Origin of the sequence: Leptospira levettii (assembly GCF_002812085.1) — a bacterium.
GTDB classification, from domain to species: Bacteria; Spirochaetota; Leptospiria; order Leptospirales; family Leptospiraceae; genus Leptospira_A; species Leptospira_A levettii.
Genome location: NZ_NPDM01000008.1, coordinates 14,745 through 30,721 on the forward strand (window position 1 = coordinate 14,745; position 15,977 = coordinate 30,721).

Consider the following 15,977-nt stretch of genomic DNA (forward strand, 5'->3'; position numbering starts at 1 on the left):
CCTCTCTTTTTTTATCGACCTTTTTCAATTAATCCTGATAAGCTTCTTGTTTTTTTAACGTATTGTTTGGAATGTTTGTCGGACGTTGTTGTTGGAACTGTGTTTCTGACTTTAATAACTCTGGATCAGAGATTAAATTGATTTTTGAAACATCAAGCATACGACCATTCACACGAACATAAGTTTTTCCTTCATTATCGAACAAAATCGCACCAGCAAGACCAGTGACATCTTCCCCAGTCACTAAATCTGGTCCTGATACAATTTTACCTACAACCGAATAACTTTGTTTAGATTCCATACGAGCAATCCCAGAAGAAATATTTTTCATCTGTTCGAGTGAAGAAAACTGTGCCATTTGCGCAATGAAGTCTTTGTCTTGCACTGGATTTGTTGGATCTTGGTGAGAAAGTTGTGTCAAAAGAAGTTTTAGAAAATCATCTTTCCCTAACTCTTTTTGTTTTTCTCGGATTTCAATTCCTTTTAATCCACTAGTCTCTTCTTTTTCCAGTTGGTCCAAATGTTTGCGGATATTAAAACTTCTATCACCTTCAAAGTATTTGGTTCTTGCAGAATTTTGTGTAGAGATATCTTGCATTCCGTCTGGCATATTGTCCTCGATCTTTTTTTATTTCGTAAATTTAGGCAAAAAATTCTAATACTTTGGAATCAGGTGGTAAAGAGATATCATCTAAACCTACTCCATTTTCTTTTTCCAATTTCTGAATATTTCCGCGGTTTTTTGCAGTTTCCATCAGTGTTTGGTAAAGTTCATTTTGATTTTGTCTCTCTGCAAATTGGTTCCCGTCATCCCATAAATCTATGATGAGCGCTTGTAAGTCGAGACCTGACTCTTTCAAATTTTCCTTAATTGTTTGGATTTCGTTCTGAAGGGATTTTTGTAACTCTTCTGATTCAACTAAAATTCGACCTTCTACTTTTTCTCCATCAACAGTCACCTTAAGAGTTAAACGACCGTACTCTTTTGGATTCATTATGATTTCAGCACTCGATTTTCCATTTTGAACAATATCAAACTTAGCTTGTTTGATGAGCTCATCCAAATTTTGTTTTAAATTGGTTTCTTTCGGTTTTTGATTTCGTTCCAAAGTTTTTACATCTTCCGTTTTGGAGTGATGTTTATTTTCCACCGAATGTAGGTTAAATCCTTGTTTGTTACCTTTATCTTCTGAAGATTTCCCATTTTCTTCTCCCATTTTAGAAGAAAATATCGTTTGGACTTGGTTCACAAAAGATGAATCTGTTTTAATCTTTTCGTTTTGGACTTGGTTTTTGTTTTCATTTAGTTTTTGGAATTCTTTTTCTTTAAACCCCAAACTTCGTACCATTTTATCAGATGTGATGGAAAGATTGGAGTTATCTTTTTCTTGGTTTGTTTCAGATAAAACCGTTTCAGATTTGTTATGTTTCGAACCTTTGCCTTTTGGATCTAATTTGCGAAGGGAAAATTCCGACTGATTTTCATTTTCCAATCCTCGATTACCTTTGTCTTTTGGGAGAAACGATGTAACTTGGTTTAACACAACCTGCTCAGTTTCTTTTTTTTGCGAACTCAAGTTTGTGTTGTGTTTTGGTTCGTTTACAACTTTATCAGTTTGAATTTTTTTTTGTGAACCAGGAAACATCACTAGATTGGAAGGAATTGAATCTAACTGATCTTGTTTGTGATTGAGAAAAATTTGTTTTGAACTGACCAAGTCCTTTTGCAAAAGACTTTCTGCTAATTTTTTAGTCTCATCTAAAAACGTTTTTGCTTCCTTTGTAACATAGGATGTATTTTTTACTGCAGACTTTTGCATAGAAAGGGCAACTGTTTTTTCTTTTTGCGAAGATTCATTCCCTTCATTGGCAGGTAGGAATCTTTGATCAAATAAGTGTTGGTTGGATAATATTCCAATGCTGTATTCGAGAGCGTCTCGGTCTAGGTCTTCTTCTTCCGAAATTTCTTCTTTCGATTCTTCGTTTGTTTTTTGTGATGAATTGTTGTCATTTACTTCATTTGATGGAATTACATTCGAATTGGATTGTTGGTTTGATTCCATTTTTGAAACAACATCTGCTGCGGAATCAGATGGATTTTTCTCTGCTTGTAATGGTTTCCATTCGGATGGTGAGTTTGGTTTCTCAGAATGGATCTGAAATTCCCTTTCTAAAATCTCTCCAAAACTTTCTTTTACCGCAAAATAGTTGTTATCGGCACCGTCCCTTTTGCCATGTCTCAATTCAACTTGAGGGAAGGGAATTAGGTTTTGTTTATCAACATTTACATTCATTGGGGTGCCTTCTCCCTTAAGGATCGAACTTCCCCAGATTTCCTTGAGAGAATTATCTTCTTCCTTTGTAGGTTTATGTCAGGAAACCCAAGTACGACCGAAAAAGAGTTGGATTTTCCCTTGACAAAAATTCACTAAATTGGAGGATTAGTTTGTTTTATTAACCAAAAGGACGAGAAAATGAAAAAAATACTCCAATTCCTCCAATTTAAACCAAGTTTTTCTGCCATATTGACTATCATAATGGGAATTGGGCTTGCCACTTCTCTATTGGCTGAATCGACGTTTCTCCATGTTTCCTTTGATCCAACAAGGGAACTCTATGAAGATATCAACAAAAGTTTCTTAAAATCTTGGAAGGAAAAAAAAGGAGAAACATTTTCAATCCAACAATCCCACGGTGGATCAGGAAAACAAGCAAGGGCTGTGATTGATGGACTCGAAGCGGACGTAGTCAGTTTAGCACTTTCTTATGATATTGATAACATTGCCAGCAAATCAAAGTTACTTGATGCCAATTGGCAAACTAAACTTCCTAACAAAAGTACACCATACTATTCCACTATCATTTTCCTTGTCCGTAAATCAAATCCCAAAAAAATCAAAGATTGGGATGATATTGTAAAACCAGGAATCTCTGTCATCACTCCAAACCCTAAAACGAGTGGTGGCGCAAGGTGGAATTACCTTGCCGCTTATGGTTATGCAAAACGAAAGTATAAATCCGAAGAGAAAGCAACTGACTTTGTAAAAGCATTGTTCCAAAATACATCAGTTCTAGATACAGGGGCTCGTGGATCTACTACTACGTTTGTCAATCGTGGGATTGGAGATGTTCTCATTACATGGGAAAACGAAGCAAAACTAGCGTTAGATGAAGAAAAACGTTCTGGTAAAAATAGTTTAGAAGTGGTTTATCCTTCGGAATCCATTCGTGCAGAAACCCCAGTTGCTGTTGTGACAAAAACTGCGACGGAAAAAGGAAATTTAGAAAAAGCAACAGCCTATTTGGAATTTCTTTTTACAAATGAAGGCCAAACCATCATTGCAAAACATTTTTTTAGACCCATTGACCCGAAAGTAAGCAAATCCTCTGCGAAAGAATTTCCAAATCTCAAATTATTTTCTCTATCCGATTTAGGGGAAACTTGGGACACTGCACAGAAAAAACATTTTGCAGATGGAGGTGTCTTTGATGCCATCTACAAAACCAAGTAATATATGCAAATTGAAACACGGCCGTACAAAAAAATCCATTTAGGGATCAGTTTAGGATTCACAGTTTTTTATTCGTCTGCCGTTGTGATCATTCCATTATTTGGACTTTTTTATCATTCCCTGGGGATAGGATTCACAGGGATATTAGAAGTGTTTACAGAAGAGCGCATTCGATCTGCGCTCTTTTTAAGTTTTAGTGTAGGACTCATATCCGCGGTTCTCAATCTTTTCATTGGATTTTTATTTGCTTGGGTAATCGTTCGATACCAATTTCCTTTCAAAAAGTTTTTTGATACATTAATTGATTTACCGTTCACTTTGCCCACCGCTGTCGCAGGGATTGCTCTTACTACGATCTACTCCCAAACGGGAATCATTGGTTCTTTTTTTGACAAATGGGGAATCAAAATTGCTTATACACCCATTGGCATTGTCATTGCACTTGTATTCATTGGATTTCCTTTTGTCGTTCGAACTGTTCAACCTGTCATTGAAGAACTTCCCAAAGAACTAGAAGAAAGTGCAAGGTGCCTTGGTGCGTCTCCCTTCCAAACCTTTCGAAAGGTTTTATTACCCGAACTTTGGCCTTCTCTACTCGCTGGTACTGGAATGGCTTTTGCAAGGAGTATCGGAGAATATGGGTCGGTTGTATTCATTTCTGGAAACCTACCTGGTAAAACAGAAATCCTTCCTTTACTCATCGTCACCAAACTGGAACAATACGAATACGAGAAAGCTACTTCGATCGCACTTGTGATGTTACTCACTTCCTTTTTATTTATGTTTCTCATTAATTTTTTCCAAGAGCGGGCTTCCAAAAAACTCACATGAAATCAAAACTTTTGCCCATTTTTCTTGTTTTACTTGCCTATACATTGTTTGGCATCCTATTACTTTTGCCTATTTATACAGTGTTTACGGAAGCATTTTCGGAAGGTTGGGAAAAATACTACTCATCCATCACAAGTGAATATGCATTATTTGCAATTGGCCTGACCGTTAAAGTATCCATTGTTTCTGTGATTTTAAATACATTCTTTGGAGTCACAGCTGCATTTGCGATTACTAGGTTTTCCTTTCCTGGAAAAAATCTTCTCATCACGATCATTGACTCTCCTTTTGCAGTTTCACCTGTTGTATCTGGTCTCATCTTTCTTTTGTTATTCGGAAGACAAGGAACCTTTGGTGAATTCTTAGCAGAACATCAAATTAAAATTGTATTTAATACTCCTGGACTCATCCTTGCTACGGTGTTTATCACATTCCCTTTTGTGGCAAGAGAACTCATTCCCCTCATGCAAAGCCAAGGCCGTGAAGAAGAAGAAGCAGGGATGTTACTTGGTGCCAGTTTTAGTCAATTGTTTCTAAGAATCATCCTACCCAATATCAAATGGGGTTTGTTGTATGGGATCATTCTATGTAATGCAAGAGCCATGGGAGAGTTTGGTGCTGTTTCAGTTCTCAGTGGACACATCCGAGGCAAAACAACAACTCTACCATTATATATCGAAATGTTATACAATGAATTTGATTCCGTAGGTGCCTTTGCTTGTGCCACCTTACTTGTGTTTTTATCACTCCTCACACTCATCTTCAAATTGATTTTGGAAAAACGTACCGAGAGATCTTAATATGCCTATCGAAATACAAAATGTACAAAAAACCTTTGGTTCGTTTACCGCTTTAAAAGATGTAAACTTAACCATCCCCGATGGTGAACTTGTGGCTCTCCTTGGTCCGTCGGGTTCAGGAAAAACAACCTTACTCCGCATCATCGCAGGCCTTGAAGAAGCAAGTTCTGGTTCTGTTCGGTTTGTTGGCGACGGACAGTCTTCAGCCAAAATCCAAAATGGTGAAGTGGGGTTTGTGTTCCAACACTATGCACTGTTTCGCCATATGACCATTGCAGAAAACATTGCCTTTGGTTTGGAAGTAAGACCAAAATCCACTAGGCCTTCCAAACAAGAGATCCGAGAAAAAGTTTCGAAACTATTAACTCTCATACAACTTGAAAAATTTCACAACCGGTATCCACATGAATTGTCGGGTGGGCAAAGGCAACGTGTGGCACTTGCTCGTGCACTTGCCATCGAACCTAAATTTTTATTACTCGATGAACCATTTGGAGCACTGGATGCAAAGGTGAGAAAGGAACTTCGGAATTGGTTACGTAGACTCCACGATGAAATCCATATCACAAGTGTCTTTGTCACCCATGACCAAGAAGAAGCTCTCGAAGTGAGTGATCGGATTGTGATTTTAAACCACGGACAACTCGAACAAGTGGGAAGCCCAGACGAGGTTTATAACAAACCAAAATCACCTTTTGTCTTCCATTTCCTAGGTGATGTGAATCTTTTCCACGGCCGTATCGAAGAAGGAAAAACGAAAATTGGAAACATCGCCCTTGATTCTTCTGAACATGAAAATATCAAAGAATCGGATGCGGTAGCTTATGTGCGACCTTATGACGTGGAAATTGTCAGGGAAAAAGAACAAGGGATCGCCGCCGAAATCCAATACATCCATTCCACGGGTCGCAACGTCCGAGTGGAATTAAAACGTGTGGATACAGGGACCCTCATCGAATCCGTCCTGGAACAAGAAACCTATAAATACCTCAATTTACTACCGGGAGAGACGGTTTACCTGCGCATCAAAAAGGCAAAGGTATATGTAGAGGACTTCTCTATCTAATAATTTCCGCTAATATACTTTACAAATCGTCCAATATACAAAACATTGGATGGTAGGACGGGGTAAATATGGGAAATTTGGAAGTTTTGACAGAATCTTATGCCAACCTATCGCTCGCAGAGGGATTAAAACGACTTTCGTCTGAATTCCCAGGCAAAGTGGTTTTCACAACAAGTTTTGGTCTCGAAGACCAAGCCATCACCCATGCCATCCTCTCAGAACAAATCCCCATTCGTATTGCCACATTGGATACGGGAAGGTTATTCCAAGAGACCTACGATGTTTGGCAAAAAACAAACATACGTTATGGGGCAAAAATCGAAGCTTTTTATCCGAAAACAAAAGAAATCGAATCCTATGTAAACCAAAACGGTCCGAATGCATTTTATGACTCACAAGAATTACGAAAGGAATGTTGTCGGATCCGAAAACTCGTTCCCTTGGATTCCATTTTAAATGGAATGGAAGTTTGGGTAACTGGTTTACGCAAAGACCAATCTGGATTTAGAACAGAGATGTCTTTATTTGAATCCGATCCAAGTAGAAATTTAATCAAATACCAACCTCTCCTCCATTGGAGTTTTGAAGAGACTTGGAAATACATTCGCGAACAGAATGTACCTTATAATGTATTACATGACAAAGGATTTCCAAGCATAGGTTGTGCCCCGTGTACACGAGCCATCGAACCAGGTGAAGACTTTCGAGCTGGACGATGGTGGTGGGAACAAGAATCAAAAAAGGAATGTGGTTTGCATTGGGTAGATGGAAAACTCACACCAAAAAAAGGACAATAGACTATGACAAGTACCCATCGACTATCACACTTAGACCAATTAGAGTCAGAAGCCATTTATATCTTACGGGAAGTAGCAGCACAATTTGAAAGACCTGCCTTATTATTTTCTGGAGGAAAGGATTCTATTTGTTTGGTTCACCTTGCACTCAAAGCATTTCGTCCAGGTAAGTTCCCGTTTCCACTCGTTCACATTGATACTGGGCATAACTTTGATGAGGCGCTACAATTTCGGGATGCACTCGCAGAACGAATTGGAGAAAAATTAATTGTTCGTTATGTGCAAGATTCCATCGACCAAGGTAAAGCAGTTGAAGAAAAAGGAAAATTCCCAAGTCGTAATGCAATCCAAGCTGTGACACTACTCGATACCATTGCCGAATTTAAATTTGATGCTTGTATCGGTGGAGCCCGTCGTGACGAAGAAAAAGCAAGAGCCAAGGAACGAATTTTTTCTGTCCGAGATGAATTTGGATCTTGGGACCCAAAACTCCAACGACCAGAACTTTGGAATATCTATAATGGAAAAATCCATGTGGGAGAAAACGTACGTGTTTTTCCGATCAGTAACTGGACAGAACTTGATGTTTGGGAATACATTCGAAAAGAAAAGATAGACCTTCCTTCTTTGTATTTCTCTCACCAAAGGGAAATTGTATGGAGAGAGGAATTAGTGTTCCCCGTTTCAAAATTCATCAGTTTAGATGGTACCGACAAAGTAGAAACAAGGACGGTTCGATTTCGTACTGTCGGTGATATGACTTGTACAGCAGCTGTGGAATCAGAAGCCAATTCAGTTGCTGATATCATCCGTGAAATTCAAATTTCACGCACCACGGAACGAGGATCCCGTTTGGATGACAAACGTTCGGAAGCCGCAATGGAAGAAAGAAAAAAAGGTGGGTATTTTTAATGGATATTTTAAGGTTTATCACTGCAGGGAGTGTAGATGATGGAAAATCAACTCTCATCGGACGTTTGTTATACGACAGTAAATCAATTTTCCAAGACCAACTAGAAGCGATTGAACGCGCAGGCCAAGTGAATGGACAGATCAACCTAGCTCTCCTGACTGACGGACTCAAAGCAGAAAGAGAACAAGGGATTACGATTGATATTGCTTATAAATACTTTTCCACTCCCAAACGTAAATTCATCATTGCAGATGCCCCAGGCCATGTACAGTACACTCGGAACATGGTGACTGGAGCTTCGAATTCAGACCTTGCCATCATCCTCATCGATGCAAGAAAAGGTGTGATCGAACAAACCTTCAGACATTCCTATATTGTATCATTATTAAGACTTCCCTATGTAGTTGTTTGTGTGAACAAAATGGATTTGGTAGAATTTTCAGAAGATGTATTCTTAAATATCCAAAAACAATATTTGGAATTTGCCAAAGACTTAAACTTAAAATCCATTCACTTTTTACCGATCTCTGCATTAAACGGAGATAATGTTGTGGAACCCTCTAATTCCATGCCATGGTGGAAAGGAAAATCCTTACTCCACTTTTTGGAAGAAATTGAAATCCATACAGAAGAAGAATCCCCTGCTCCAAGATTTCCTGTACAAAACGTGATTCGACCACAAACAACCGAATACCATGATTACAGAGGTTATGCGGGACAGATCAGAAGTGGACATTTTACCGTGGGAGATTCCATCACTGTATTACCAAGTGGACTCACTTCAAAAATAAAAGCGATCGATACATTTGACGGACCTCTGACCACTGCGTATGCTCCTATGTCTGTGACCATTCGATTAGAAGATGAAATTGATGTAAGCCGTGGTGATATGCTCGTTGTGACAGGAAAAGAACCAGTTGTTTCCCAAGACCTAGAAGCACATATCTGTTGGATGGACCAGAAGGTGATGACACCAGGTTCCAAATACCTATTGCGCCAAACGACAAATGCAGTAAAAGTATCCATTCGTTCTTTGGAATACAGAGTGGAAACAAGTACCCATGAAAAAAAAGAACAACCAAACCTCGGTTTGAATGAAATTGGAAAGGTGACAATCCGGACGGCAAAACCAGTTGCCTATGATCCTTATTCCAAAATCAGAGGAACGGGAAGTTTTGTCCTCGTGGACGAAGGAACCAACCAAACTGTAGCCGCAGGGATGTTATTGTAGATATTTATCTAATATAACAGATTTTTTAATTGAAATAACATAGCTCTTTTAGTTATAGTGACAGTATCATGAGCGAGACCAATACTGTCACAAAAGAATGGATCCGGAAATCCTTTGTGGGAAAAACAAAACTCCCCATTGTGTATGAACCAGCGGAAGAAAAACCGTTGGATGAGCTCTTACGATGGATTCGAAACCAGCAAAATGATTGGAGAGAGGACTTAAAAACCTATGGTGCTGTTCTTTTGCGTGGATTCCCAATCCACCAAGCTTCCGATTTCCAAGAGATTTTATTTGCAACAGAAGAGAAACAATTGGGTGAGTTTTACTTAGGCACTTCCCCTCGCGATGAAGTGTTAAAACATGTGTTCACGGCAAGTGAACTTCCATCTCATTACCCTATTATGCAACATGCGGAAATGAGTTTTCTTGACAACCCACCAAAATTTTTATTTTTTTATGCGGAAAAAGCCTCTGCCTACGGGGGGGAAACTCCCTTAACAGACCTTAGGTTGGTCTACCAAAACATCGATCCCAAAATAAAAGAAAAAATCGAAAAGTATGGAATCCGATATAGAAGAAGGTATGATGGCCCATCCTCGCAAAAACGATTTTCTGTTTGGAAAACCAAACGTTGGGATGAAATGTTTGGCACCACAAACTTGGATAAGGTGAATCAAATTGCGAAAGAAAATCGTTTCCAATTGGATTGGTTTGGTGAAGATTCTCTTACGATCACAAACCACCAATCTGGCTTTCGAACACATCCTATTGCAGGTACAATTGCATGGCATAACCATTCGCAAACATTTCATTACCAAGCGGGTGTGAGTGAAACTTGGAAAATTTTCAAAAAACAAAAAACTCTTCGTTCGTTTGGTGTTGCAGTTTTACTCACGATCATTACTAGCTTCAAAAAACTATTAGGACCAAACTCACACGATGTGCATGTAACCTATGGGAATGGAGAAGAGATTTCACCTAAAGAAATGAAATCAATTTCCAATGTATTTTGGAAACACATGGTCGCCATTCCTTGGCAAACAGGAGATGTTCTATTCATTGATAATTTTTCAGTTTCACATGGAAGACTACCCTATACTGGACCAAGGAGAATCCTTGTGGGTTGGGCGGATTAAAGAGAATTTAGTTTTAAGATTATTACATACTGGCACCTGAAATCAGGTGCCTTATTTCTATTTAGAAACTCTAAGTTTATTTCAGAATCCCGATTCGATTGACAAAATCTCCAAACGATTCTTTACCATTTCTTTCTTTCGAAAATTTACCAAACAATCCATCTAACTCTTGTAAGATAGATGTTTCATCCAAATCTTCTTTGTATTTTTGATTTAGCCTATAACCTTCTGCATCAGCGCCTAAATGGAGATTGTATTTTCCATACGAAGTCCCCACAAGTCCTATCTCAGAGATATAAGGTCTTGCACATCCATTTGGACAACCTGTCATACGGATCGAAATTGGTTCGTCCGAAAGTCCATGTTTGGAAAGGATTGGTTCAATTTTATCGATTAAACTGGGAAGGTATCTCTGAGCCTCAGCAAGAGCCAAGGAACAAGTGTTTAGTGCTACACAAGCGATAGAATTTTTTCGGATCGGCGAAACTTCTGCCGTTTTCCTATGAACACCAAACTTTACTAAAATTGATTCAATTAAATCTTTGTCTTTTGGAAAGATATCCGATAAAATTAAGTTTTGGTTACAAGTAAACCGAAAGGTTGCCCTTCTTGTTTTCGAAACTTCTAGAAGTGCAGTTTTGAGATTATAACCATGTTCGTCACAAACTCGGCCATTTTCCACAAATACCGTATAATGCCAGTTCCCGGCCGCGTCTTGTTTCCAACCAAAATCATCGGATCTTTGGGTGAATTGAAAATCCTTTGTAGGTTCAAAACTAATACCTGCGCGTTTTTCTACTTCACGTTTGTAAAACTCAACACCTAACCTATCTAAGGTGTATTTCAATCGAGAAAGTTTACGATCTTCTCTGTTACCAAAATCTCTTTGGACAGTCACTATCTCATACACTACTTTAAGAATGTCTTTTTTGGGAATAAATCCAAACACAGTCCCTACTCTCGGATACGTATCGGGGTTACCATGAGTGGTTCCAAGACCACCACCAACAGAAACATTAAACCCTAATAATTGTCCATTTTCAATAATGGCAATGAGTCCAATATCATTGGTAAAAAGATCCACATCATTATATGGTGGGATTGCAATTGCGATTTTAAATTTTCGAGGAAGATAAACATCTTTGTACAATGGATCTTCGGGTTCTTCCTTTTCTGCTAAAAGGTTTTCATCCAACCAAATTTCATAATAAGCTCTTGTTTTGGGTAATAAGGAACGACTAATTTCACCTGCATAACCAAACACTTCTTTGTGGAGTGGACTTGTGGCTGGATTGGATGTACAGGTAACGTTACGGTTTACGTCACCACAAGCGGCAATCGAATCCAAAAATACCGAATCAAAAGCTTTGATTGTTGGTTTGATTTTCGATTTTAAGATTCCATGTAATTGGACAGTTTGTCTTGTTGTGATTTTAATGGTTCCTGTAGAATTTTCTCCAGCAACATTATGAAGTGCTTCCCAATGTACTGGTCCTATCATACCACCAGGAATTCGCAAACGGATCATAAAAGAATACAAACGTTCTAATTTCTTTAACGCTCGTTCGTCCCTTCTATCTCGATCATCCTGTTGGTACATACCATGAAATTTAAGTAATAATTGATCATCGGAACGTAAGGAACCAGTATGTTCGTCTTTCAAACTATCAGCAAGGGTGCCTCGGAGGCCACGACTCACTCGTTTTACTTTTTCTGCTTGTGTTTCTTTTTTTGATTCAGCCATGAGTTCCTCAGTAAACGTCCTTGATATAACGCCCAGATTCTTCTAGTTCTTTTAAATAATCGGAAGCTTCTTTACCAGTGTCGAAAGTTCTTTCCGATAAAATTTCAATTAATTTTTTATCTACATCTTTACTCATAGGATCTTTGGATCCACAGAGATAAATGATAGCACCATTCTCAATCCACTTGAGTAATTCTTGTGCATTTTCCCCCATTCGATCTTGGACATATACTTTTTGTTTGGTATCACGGGAAAAAGCTGTATTCAGTTTATGTAATACACCTGTGTCCATAAGTTCCAAGAGTTCCGTTTGGTAGTAAAAATCTGAAACAAAGTTTCTTTCACCAAAGAATAACCAATTTTTTCCATTCCCTGCTGATTGTTCCCTTTCAAATAAAAAACTTCGGAAAGGAGCAATCCCAGTTCCCGGTCCAATCATGATGATGTCTGTATCTGGATTTGGCAATCGGAAGGAATTGTTTCTTTGGATGAAAAAAGGAACTGTATCCCCTTCTTTTAAAGATGCTAAAAAACCAGAACAAAATCCAGATTTGATACCCGTAAAGGTTTCAATTTCCACTTCTGCTACCGTTAGGTGCACTTCTTCTTCTCCATGAGCGGAAGGACTTGATGCAATGGAATAATACCTGGGGACAATTGGTTCCAAAATATCAACCAATGTCTGGATTTCTAATTTTGTATCAGATGGATACAGTGTTAACAATACATCTAAATCCAATTTACCAGCAGGAATTTCTTTTTTGGAAAGGGTTGCATATTTTTGTAACACTCTGTCCGGTAAAAAACGAATGGAAACTTTTTTGCGAAGTAAATCATACAACATCCAAGTTTCACCTTTATAAGTGACTCTTGTTTCTTTGTCTGTTTGCAGTAATGCGAGAACTCGATCCACTTCCTCTTCACGGTTATAAGCCAAAAATCCTGCACTGTCCCCTGGTAAATAATCGATAGGAACCGAAGATTTAATTTCGATATGCCTAGTGGATTTGGTAGCACCAACATCGTTTAACACTAAGTTAGTGATCACCGTTCCTTCGTAGACAACCTTACCACCAGCACTTGGTTTGGAAACTGGCCCTTGTGTTTGTTTGGAAACTTGTGTTGTTGCAGTTTTCGAAATTGTATTGAGTTTTGTGATGAGTTCTGACATCCAAGGTTTTGCAACCAAATCAAAATCTACATCACATTTCCCTAAATCATGAATTCGTTCGGCACCTAATTTTTCTAACATTGAATCCACATCGATTCCTGTTTGGCAAAAAAGTGGATAACTAGTATCACCTAATCCAAGTACTGCGAATTTTACTTTCGCTAATTTGTCTTTTGCATCTGAAAGAATTTGGATAAAAGGTTTTGCAGCCTGAGGTGGTTCTCCATCTCCATGAGTGGAAACAATCACAAATAAGTATTCTTCCTCTTTCAGGTCTTTTGCTTTGTAAGTGTCTGTACTTTTTAATTTGGCTTGGACACCTAGTTCTTTTAATTTTTTAACAAGTTCCGTTCCCAGTTTTTTAGAATTCCCTGTTTCCGTTCCATACACAACACTACATTGAATTGGTGCGGCTTTTAAATTCCCATGAGAAGGATCATTGGATGAGATACTGACAGGTGGGGTGAGGGACACGTCTACACTGCCCCCAATGCTTGCTTGTGTCAGTGCCGAGAGATACCCCGACATCCAGACCCATTCATCCTTAGTGGATTCTTTTAATAACTGTAAAAATCGATTGCGTTTCTCATCGGATAACATAAAAACCTATGCTTGTGTTGGATTCCAGTAAAACATCCAAAAAGTCTTATAAATTGAATCTTTTTCCAAGGTTAGAGACGAGTAAACCAAAAAACTGGAGATTTTGTAGAAATAATTAGCCAATCACTTGACGTTTTCTAGCAGGATTGCAAGGTATAGCAGATATGTCCTCCAATAAGACAGAACAAGGTTTTGTGAGTTTTGTGAGTGGTGGCCCGGGCCCCATTGACCTCTTAACCCTTCGAGGGAAATCGCGGATCGAATCCGCCGATGTCATCCTATACGATGCCCTGCTCGACCCTAGTTTTTTAAAACTTTTTCCCGAGAACGCCCATATCCTCTATGTAGGCAAACGTGCCAAAGAACACTACCGCACCCAAACCGAAATCAATTCCCTTCTGGTTCAATATGCAAACCAAGGCAAACGAGTGGTCCGCCTAAAAGGGGGAGATGCTTCCATCTTTGGGAGGTTGTCGGAAGAAATCCAAACATTGGAATCAAACAGAGTCCCATACGAAGTGATCCCAGGAGTGAGTTCTGTGACAACGGGGGCATCGGACCTTGGCATCTCACTGACTGTAAGAGGTTTATCGCGCCAAATCATCATCCTTGATGGCCACACCATTTTAGAAGAGGAACGGAGTTGGATGGGAATGGAAAATTTCCCAGGAACCATTGTCATCCTTATGGGAAGCCAAAAAACAAAAGAATTAGCAGAACGACTCATTCGAAAAGGTGTCAGTCCATCGACTCCTATCGTCCTTTTGGAAAATGCAGGTAGTCCTCGTGTCACCTATACCGTTTCCACTCTTGACAAAACCCAATCGCAAGGTTTGGAAAAACAAACAAATGGACCAGGTATTTTATACGTTGGTGAAGTTGTTCGTCCACTTTTGTTAGGTGAAAATAAGAAGTTGGAGAGTATTTCTTTTCTTCCTTTTTTTTCGGAACCAATGGAATGAGTGTAAAAAAATACCCAATCTTTCTCAACTTAGAAGGTAGGAATATTTTGATAGTAGGTGGTGGAAACGCTTGCTTGGAAAAATTATTAGGGCTCGAACATACAGGCGCCAATATCCACATCATCTCTATGGATTACATGGAAGAAGTGAAAGTTTTTTTACAAAAATACCCCAATATCAAAACCGAAACAAGAGCGATCACTGAAGGAGACTTAATCGATAGAGATATTATTTTTTTAGCAACGAGTGATCCGAGCACGAACAAAAAATTCAGGACCATCGCAAAAGAAAAAGGCATATGGGTGAATTCAGTGGATGATCCTAAAAACTGTGATTTTTATTCTTCTTCCACAATCCAAATTGGACCGATTCAATTTGCGATTTCCACCGACGGAATGTTTGCTGGTGTTTCTTCCGGTTTGCGTAAACTATTTGAGGAAACCATCCCAGACGAAGACCATGAGTTATTAGAAACTATTTTTGCCATGAGACGGAATCTCAAAGAAATTCTGCCAGACAAAAATCAAAGAAGAAAAGTATTAAAAGAAATCATCCAAAAGTTAAATTCAGAATACTTTCACAAACCATAAAACTCATTCCGGATAAATTTGAACAATCGTTAACGCGTGTTCGCCTGCCCAAACCGCATGTAAGGGAATGTTTACGATCATTTTATCACTACTATCAAGGCGCACGGTCCACTCTCCTGCGGTTCTAGGATCTAAAAATTTAACTTTTTTAATTGGAAATGGGAAGTGTACCTCAAATTGAATGAACTCCACAAGGGTATTAAAACGAAGTAAGTCATCTCTTAATTTGGCCTCAGATAAAATCGAATTGATGTCTTCTCGAACAATTTCAAGAGCCGATAGAAGAGGTGAGTTTTGGCTTGTATCGATGCCAAGTTGAATCTCAGGAGTTTGGTCTTCCACAAACGTAACAAAACGAAATCCAGGAGGTAACATATGGGTATAATTCCCAAACTGATATGATCTCTCTTTGAGAGTGATGGTAAGTTCTCCTGTATCGGTTAAACCAGAACCTAAAAAACTCCCCTTCTGTTTCTTTGTGATTTTTTTTTGGTAAATGACGAGTTCCCCCGAAAGGTCAGGTTTGATCTTTATTTTAATATTCCCCCCTGCGCAGGCACAAAACAATAGGCAGAATAACAAGGTTCGTGGTATCCGTTTCATATCGTCATTAGAACAGAT

At 38.8% G+C, this 15,977-nt stretch carries 14 protein-coding genes and 1 pseudogene; 10 read left to right on the forward strand and 5 right to left on the reverse strand.

Features of this window, described 5'->3' with window-relative positions; genetic code table 11:
* Positions 1 to 58: 58 nt before the first annotated feature.
* Positions 59 to 598: pseudogene (locus CH354_RS16900) on the reverse strand (flagellar hook capping FlgD N-terminal domain-containing protein); the annotation flags it as partial.
* Positions 599 to 641: 43 nt separating this feature from the next.
* Entirely contained in the window at positions 642 to 2,294 is a 1,653-nt protein-coding gene (locus CH354_RS16905) for a flagellar hook-length control protein FliK (RefSeq protein WP_100727572.1), read from the reverse strand.
* 180 nt (positions 2,295 to 2,474) lie between these two features.
* Between CH354_RS16905 and CH354_RS16910 the strand changes: the two genes are divergently transcribed.
* The 8 genes from CH354_RS16910 to CH354_RS16945 all read left to right on the forward strand — a co-directional run bounded on the left by CH354_RS16910 (position 2,475) and on the right by CH354_RS16945 (position 10,289).
* The gene (locus CH354_RS16910) at positions 2,475 to 3,512 is read left to right on the forward strand and encodes a sulfate ABC transporter substrate-binding protein (RefSeq protein ID WP_100727573.1); all 1,038 of its coding nucleotides are present in this window, start codon (positions 2,475 to 2,477) and stop codon (positions 3,510 to 3,512) included.
* A gap of 3 nt (positions 3,513 to 3,515) precedes the next feature.
* On the forward strand, positions 3,516 to 4,343 hold the full coding sequence (cysT, locus tag CH354_RS16915; protein ID WP_100727574.1) for a sulfate ABC transporter permease subunit CysT: 828 nt from the start codon (positions 3,516 to 3,518) through the stop codon (positions 4,341 to 4,343).
* A complete protein-coding gene (gene cysW / locus CH354_RS16920; RefSeq protein WP_100727575.1) occupies positions 4,340 to 5,143 on the forward strand; it encodes a sulfate ABC transporter permease subunit CysW in 804 nt (267 codons plus the stop codon). The genes cysT and cysW overlap by 4 nt, the downstream gene beginning before the upstream one ends.
* Before the next feature lies 1 nt (position 5,144).
* Positions 5,145 to 6,209 (forward strand): sulfate/molybdate ABC transporter ATP-binding protein, encoded by a 1,065-nt coding sequence (locus CH354_RS16925; RefSeq protein WP_100727576.1) that lies wholly within the window; start codon positions 5,145 to 5,147, stop codon positions 6,207 to 6,209.
* Positions 6,210 to 6,277: 68 nt separating this feature from the next.
* Positions 6,278 to 7,006 carry a phosphoadenylyl-sulfate reductase gene (locus CH354_RS16930; protein ID WP_100727577.1) on the forward strand — a complete coding sequence of 243 codons (729 nt, stop codon included), beginning with the start codon at positions 6,278 to 6,280 and terminating at the stop codon, positions 7,004 to 7,006.
* 3 nt (positions 7,007 to 7,009) lie between these two features.
* On the forward strand, positions 7,010 to 7,918 hold the full coding sequence (gene cysD / locus CH354_RS16935) for a sulfate adenylyltransferase subunit CysD (protein ID WP_100727578.1): 909 nt from the start codon (positions 7,010 to 7,012) through the stop codon (positions 7,916 to 7,918).
* Positions 7,918 to 9,150, forward strand: a complete 1,233-nt coding sequence (locus CH354_RS16940; RefSeq protein WP_100727579.1) for a sulfate adenylyltransferase subunit 1 — start codon at positions 7,918 to 7,920, stop codon at positions 9,148 to 9,150. Before cysD ends, CH354_RS16940 begins: the two co-directional genes overlap by 1 nt.
* A gap of 68 nt (positions 9,151 to 9,218) precedes the next feature.
* Positions 9,219 to 10,289, forward strand: coding sequence for a TauD/TfdA family dioxygenase (locus CH354_RS16945; RefSeq protein WP_100727580.1), 1,071 nt, complete (start codon positions 9,219 to 9,221; stop codon positions 10,287 to 10,289).
* Between the two features lie 76 nt (positions 10,290 to 10,365).
* Here the strand turns inward: CH354_RS16945 and CH354_RS16950 are convergent, their stop codons facing one another.
* Together CH354_RS16950 and CH354_RS16955 are read right to left on the reverse strand one after the other, a co-directional pair.
* On the reverse strand, positions 10,366 to 12,033 hold the full coding sequence (locus tag CH354_RS16950) for an NADPH-dependent assimilatory sulfite reductase hemoprotein subunit (protein WP_100727581.1): 1,668 nt from the start codon (positions 12,031 to 12,033) through the stop codon (positions 10,366 to 10,368).
* Positions 12,034 to 12,040: 7 nt separating this feature from the next.
* On the reverse strand, positions 12,041 to 13,804 hold the full coding sequence (locus CH354_RS16955) for a diflavin oxidoreductase (RefSeq protein ID WP_100727582.1): 1,764 nt from the start codon (positions 13,802 to 13,804) through the stop codon (positions 12,041 to 12,043).
* A 164-nt stretch (positions 13,805 to 13,968) separates the two neighbouring features.
* Here CH354_RS16955 and cobA point away from each other — a divergent pair, with 164 nt between their 5' ends.
* Together cobA and CH354_RS16965 are read left to right on the forward strand one after the other, a co-directional pair.
* The gene (gene cobA, locus CH354_RS16960; RefSeq protein WP_100727583.1) at positions 13,969 to 14,766 is read left to right on the forward strand and encodes a uroporphyrinogen-III C-methyltransferase; all 798 of its coding nucleotides are present in this window, start codon (positions 13,969 to 13,971) and stop codon (positions 14,764 to 14,766) included.
* On the forward strand, positions 14,763 to 15,356 hold the full coding sequence (locus tag CH354_RS16965) for a precorrin-2 dehydrogenase/sirohydrochlorin ferrochelatase family protein (RefSeq protein WP_100727584.1): 594 nt from the start codon (positions 14,763 to 14,765) through the stop codon (positions 15,354 to 15,356). The genes cobA and CH354_RS16965 overlap by 4 nt, the downstream gene beginning before the upstream one ends.
* 3 nt (positions 15,357 to 15,359) lie before the next feature.
* Here the strand turns inward: CH354_RS16965 and CH354_RS16970 are convergent, their stop codons facing one another.
* Positions 15,360 to 15,959 (reverse strand): LBF_1134 family protein, encoded by a 600-nt coding sequence (locus CH354_RS16970; RefSeq protein WP_207762711.1) that lies wholly within the window; start codon positions 15,957 to 15,959, stop codon positions 15,360 to 15,362.
* Positions 15,960 to 15,977: the final 18 nt, after the last annotated feature.

What these genes read in the sequence shown, in the direction of transcription:
- cysT (WP_100727574.1), top strand. Translation starts at nt 3,516, where the DNA reads ATGCAAATTGAAACACGGCCGTACAAAAAAATCCATTTAGGGATCAGT.
- CH354_RS16965 (WP_100727584.1), top strand. Translation starts at nt 14,763, where the DNA reads ATGAGTGTAAAAAAATACCCAATCTTTCTCAACTTAGAAGGTAGGAAT.
- cysD (WP_100727578.1), top strand. Translation starts at nt 7,010, where the DNA reads ATGACAAGTACCCATCGACTATCACACTTAGACCAATTAGAGTCAGAA.
- CH354_RS16950 (WP_100727581.1), bottom strand. Translation starts at nt 12,033, where the DNA reads ATGGCTGAATCAAAAAAAGAAACACAAGCAGAAAAAGTAAAACGAGTG.
- cobA (WP_100727583.1), top strand. Translation starts at nt 13,969, where the DNA reads ATGTCCTCCAATAAGACAGAACAAGGTTTTGTGAGTTTTGTGAGTGGT.
- CH354_RS16970 (WP_207762711.1), bottom strand. Translation starts at nt 15,959, where the DNA reads ATGAAACGGATACCACGAACCTTGTTATTCTGCCTATTGTTTTGTGCC.
- CH354_RS16955 (WP_100727582.1), bottom strand. Translation starts at nt 13,804, where the DNA reads ATGTTATCCGATGAGAAACGCAATCGATTTTTACAGTTATTAAAAGAA.
- cysW (WP_100727575.1), top strand. Translation starts at nt 4,340, where the DNA reads ATGAAATCAAAACTTTTGCCCATTTTTCTTGTTTTACTTGCCTATACA.
- CH354_RS16945 (WP_100727580.1), top strand. Translation starts at nt 9,219, where the DNA reads ATGAGCGAGACCAATACTGTCACAAAAGAATGGATCCGGAAATCCTTT.
- CH354_RS16940 (WP_100727579.1), top strand. Translation starts at nt 7,918, where the DNA reads ATGGATATTTTAAGGTTTATCACTGCAGGGAGTGTAGATGATGGAAAA.
- CH354_RS16910 (WP_100727573.1), top strand. Translation starts at nt 2,475, where the DNA reads ATGAAAAAAATACTCCAATTCCTCCAATTTAAACCAAGTTTTTCTGCC.
- CH354_RS16925 (WP_100727576.1), top strand. Translation starts at nt 5,145, where the DNA reads ATGCCTATCGAAATACAAAATGTACAAAAAACCTTTGGTTCGTTTACC.
- CH354_RS16930 (WP_100727577.1), top strand. Translation starts at nt 6,278, where the DNA reads ATGGGAAATTTGGAAGTTTTGACAGAATCTTATGCCAACCTATCGCTC.
- CH354_RS16905 (WP_100727572.1), bottom strand. Translation starts at nt 2,294, where the DNA reads ATGAATGTAAATGTTGATAAACAAAACCTAATTCCCTTCCCTCAAGTT.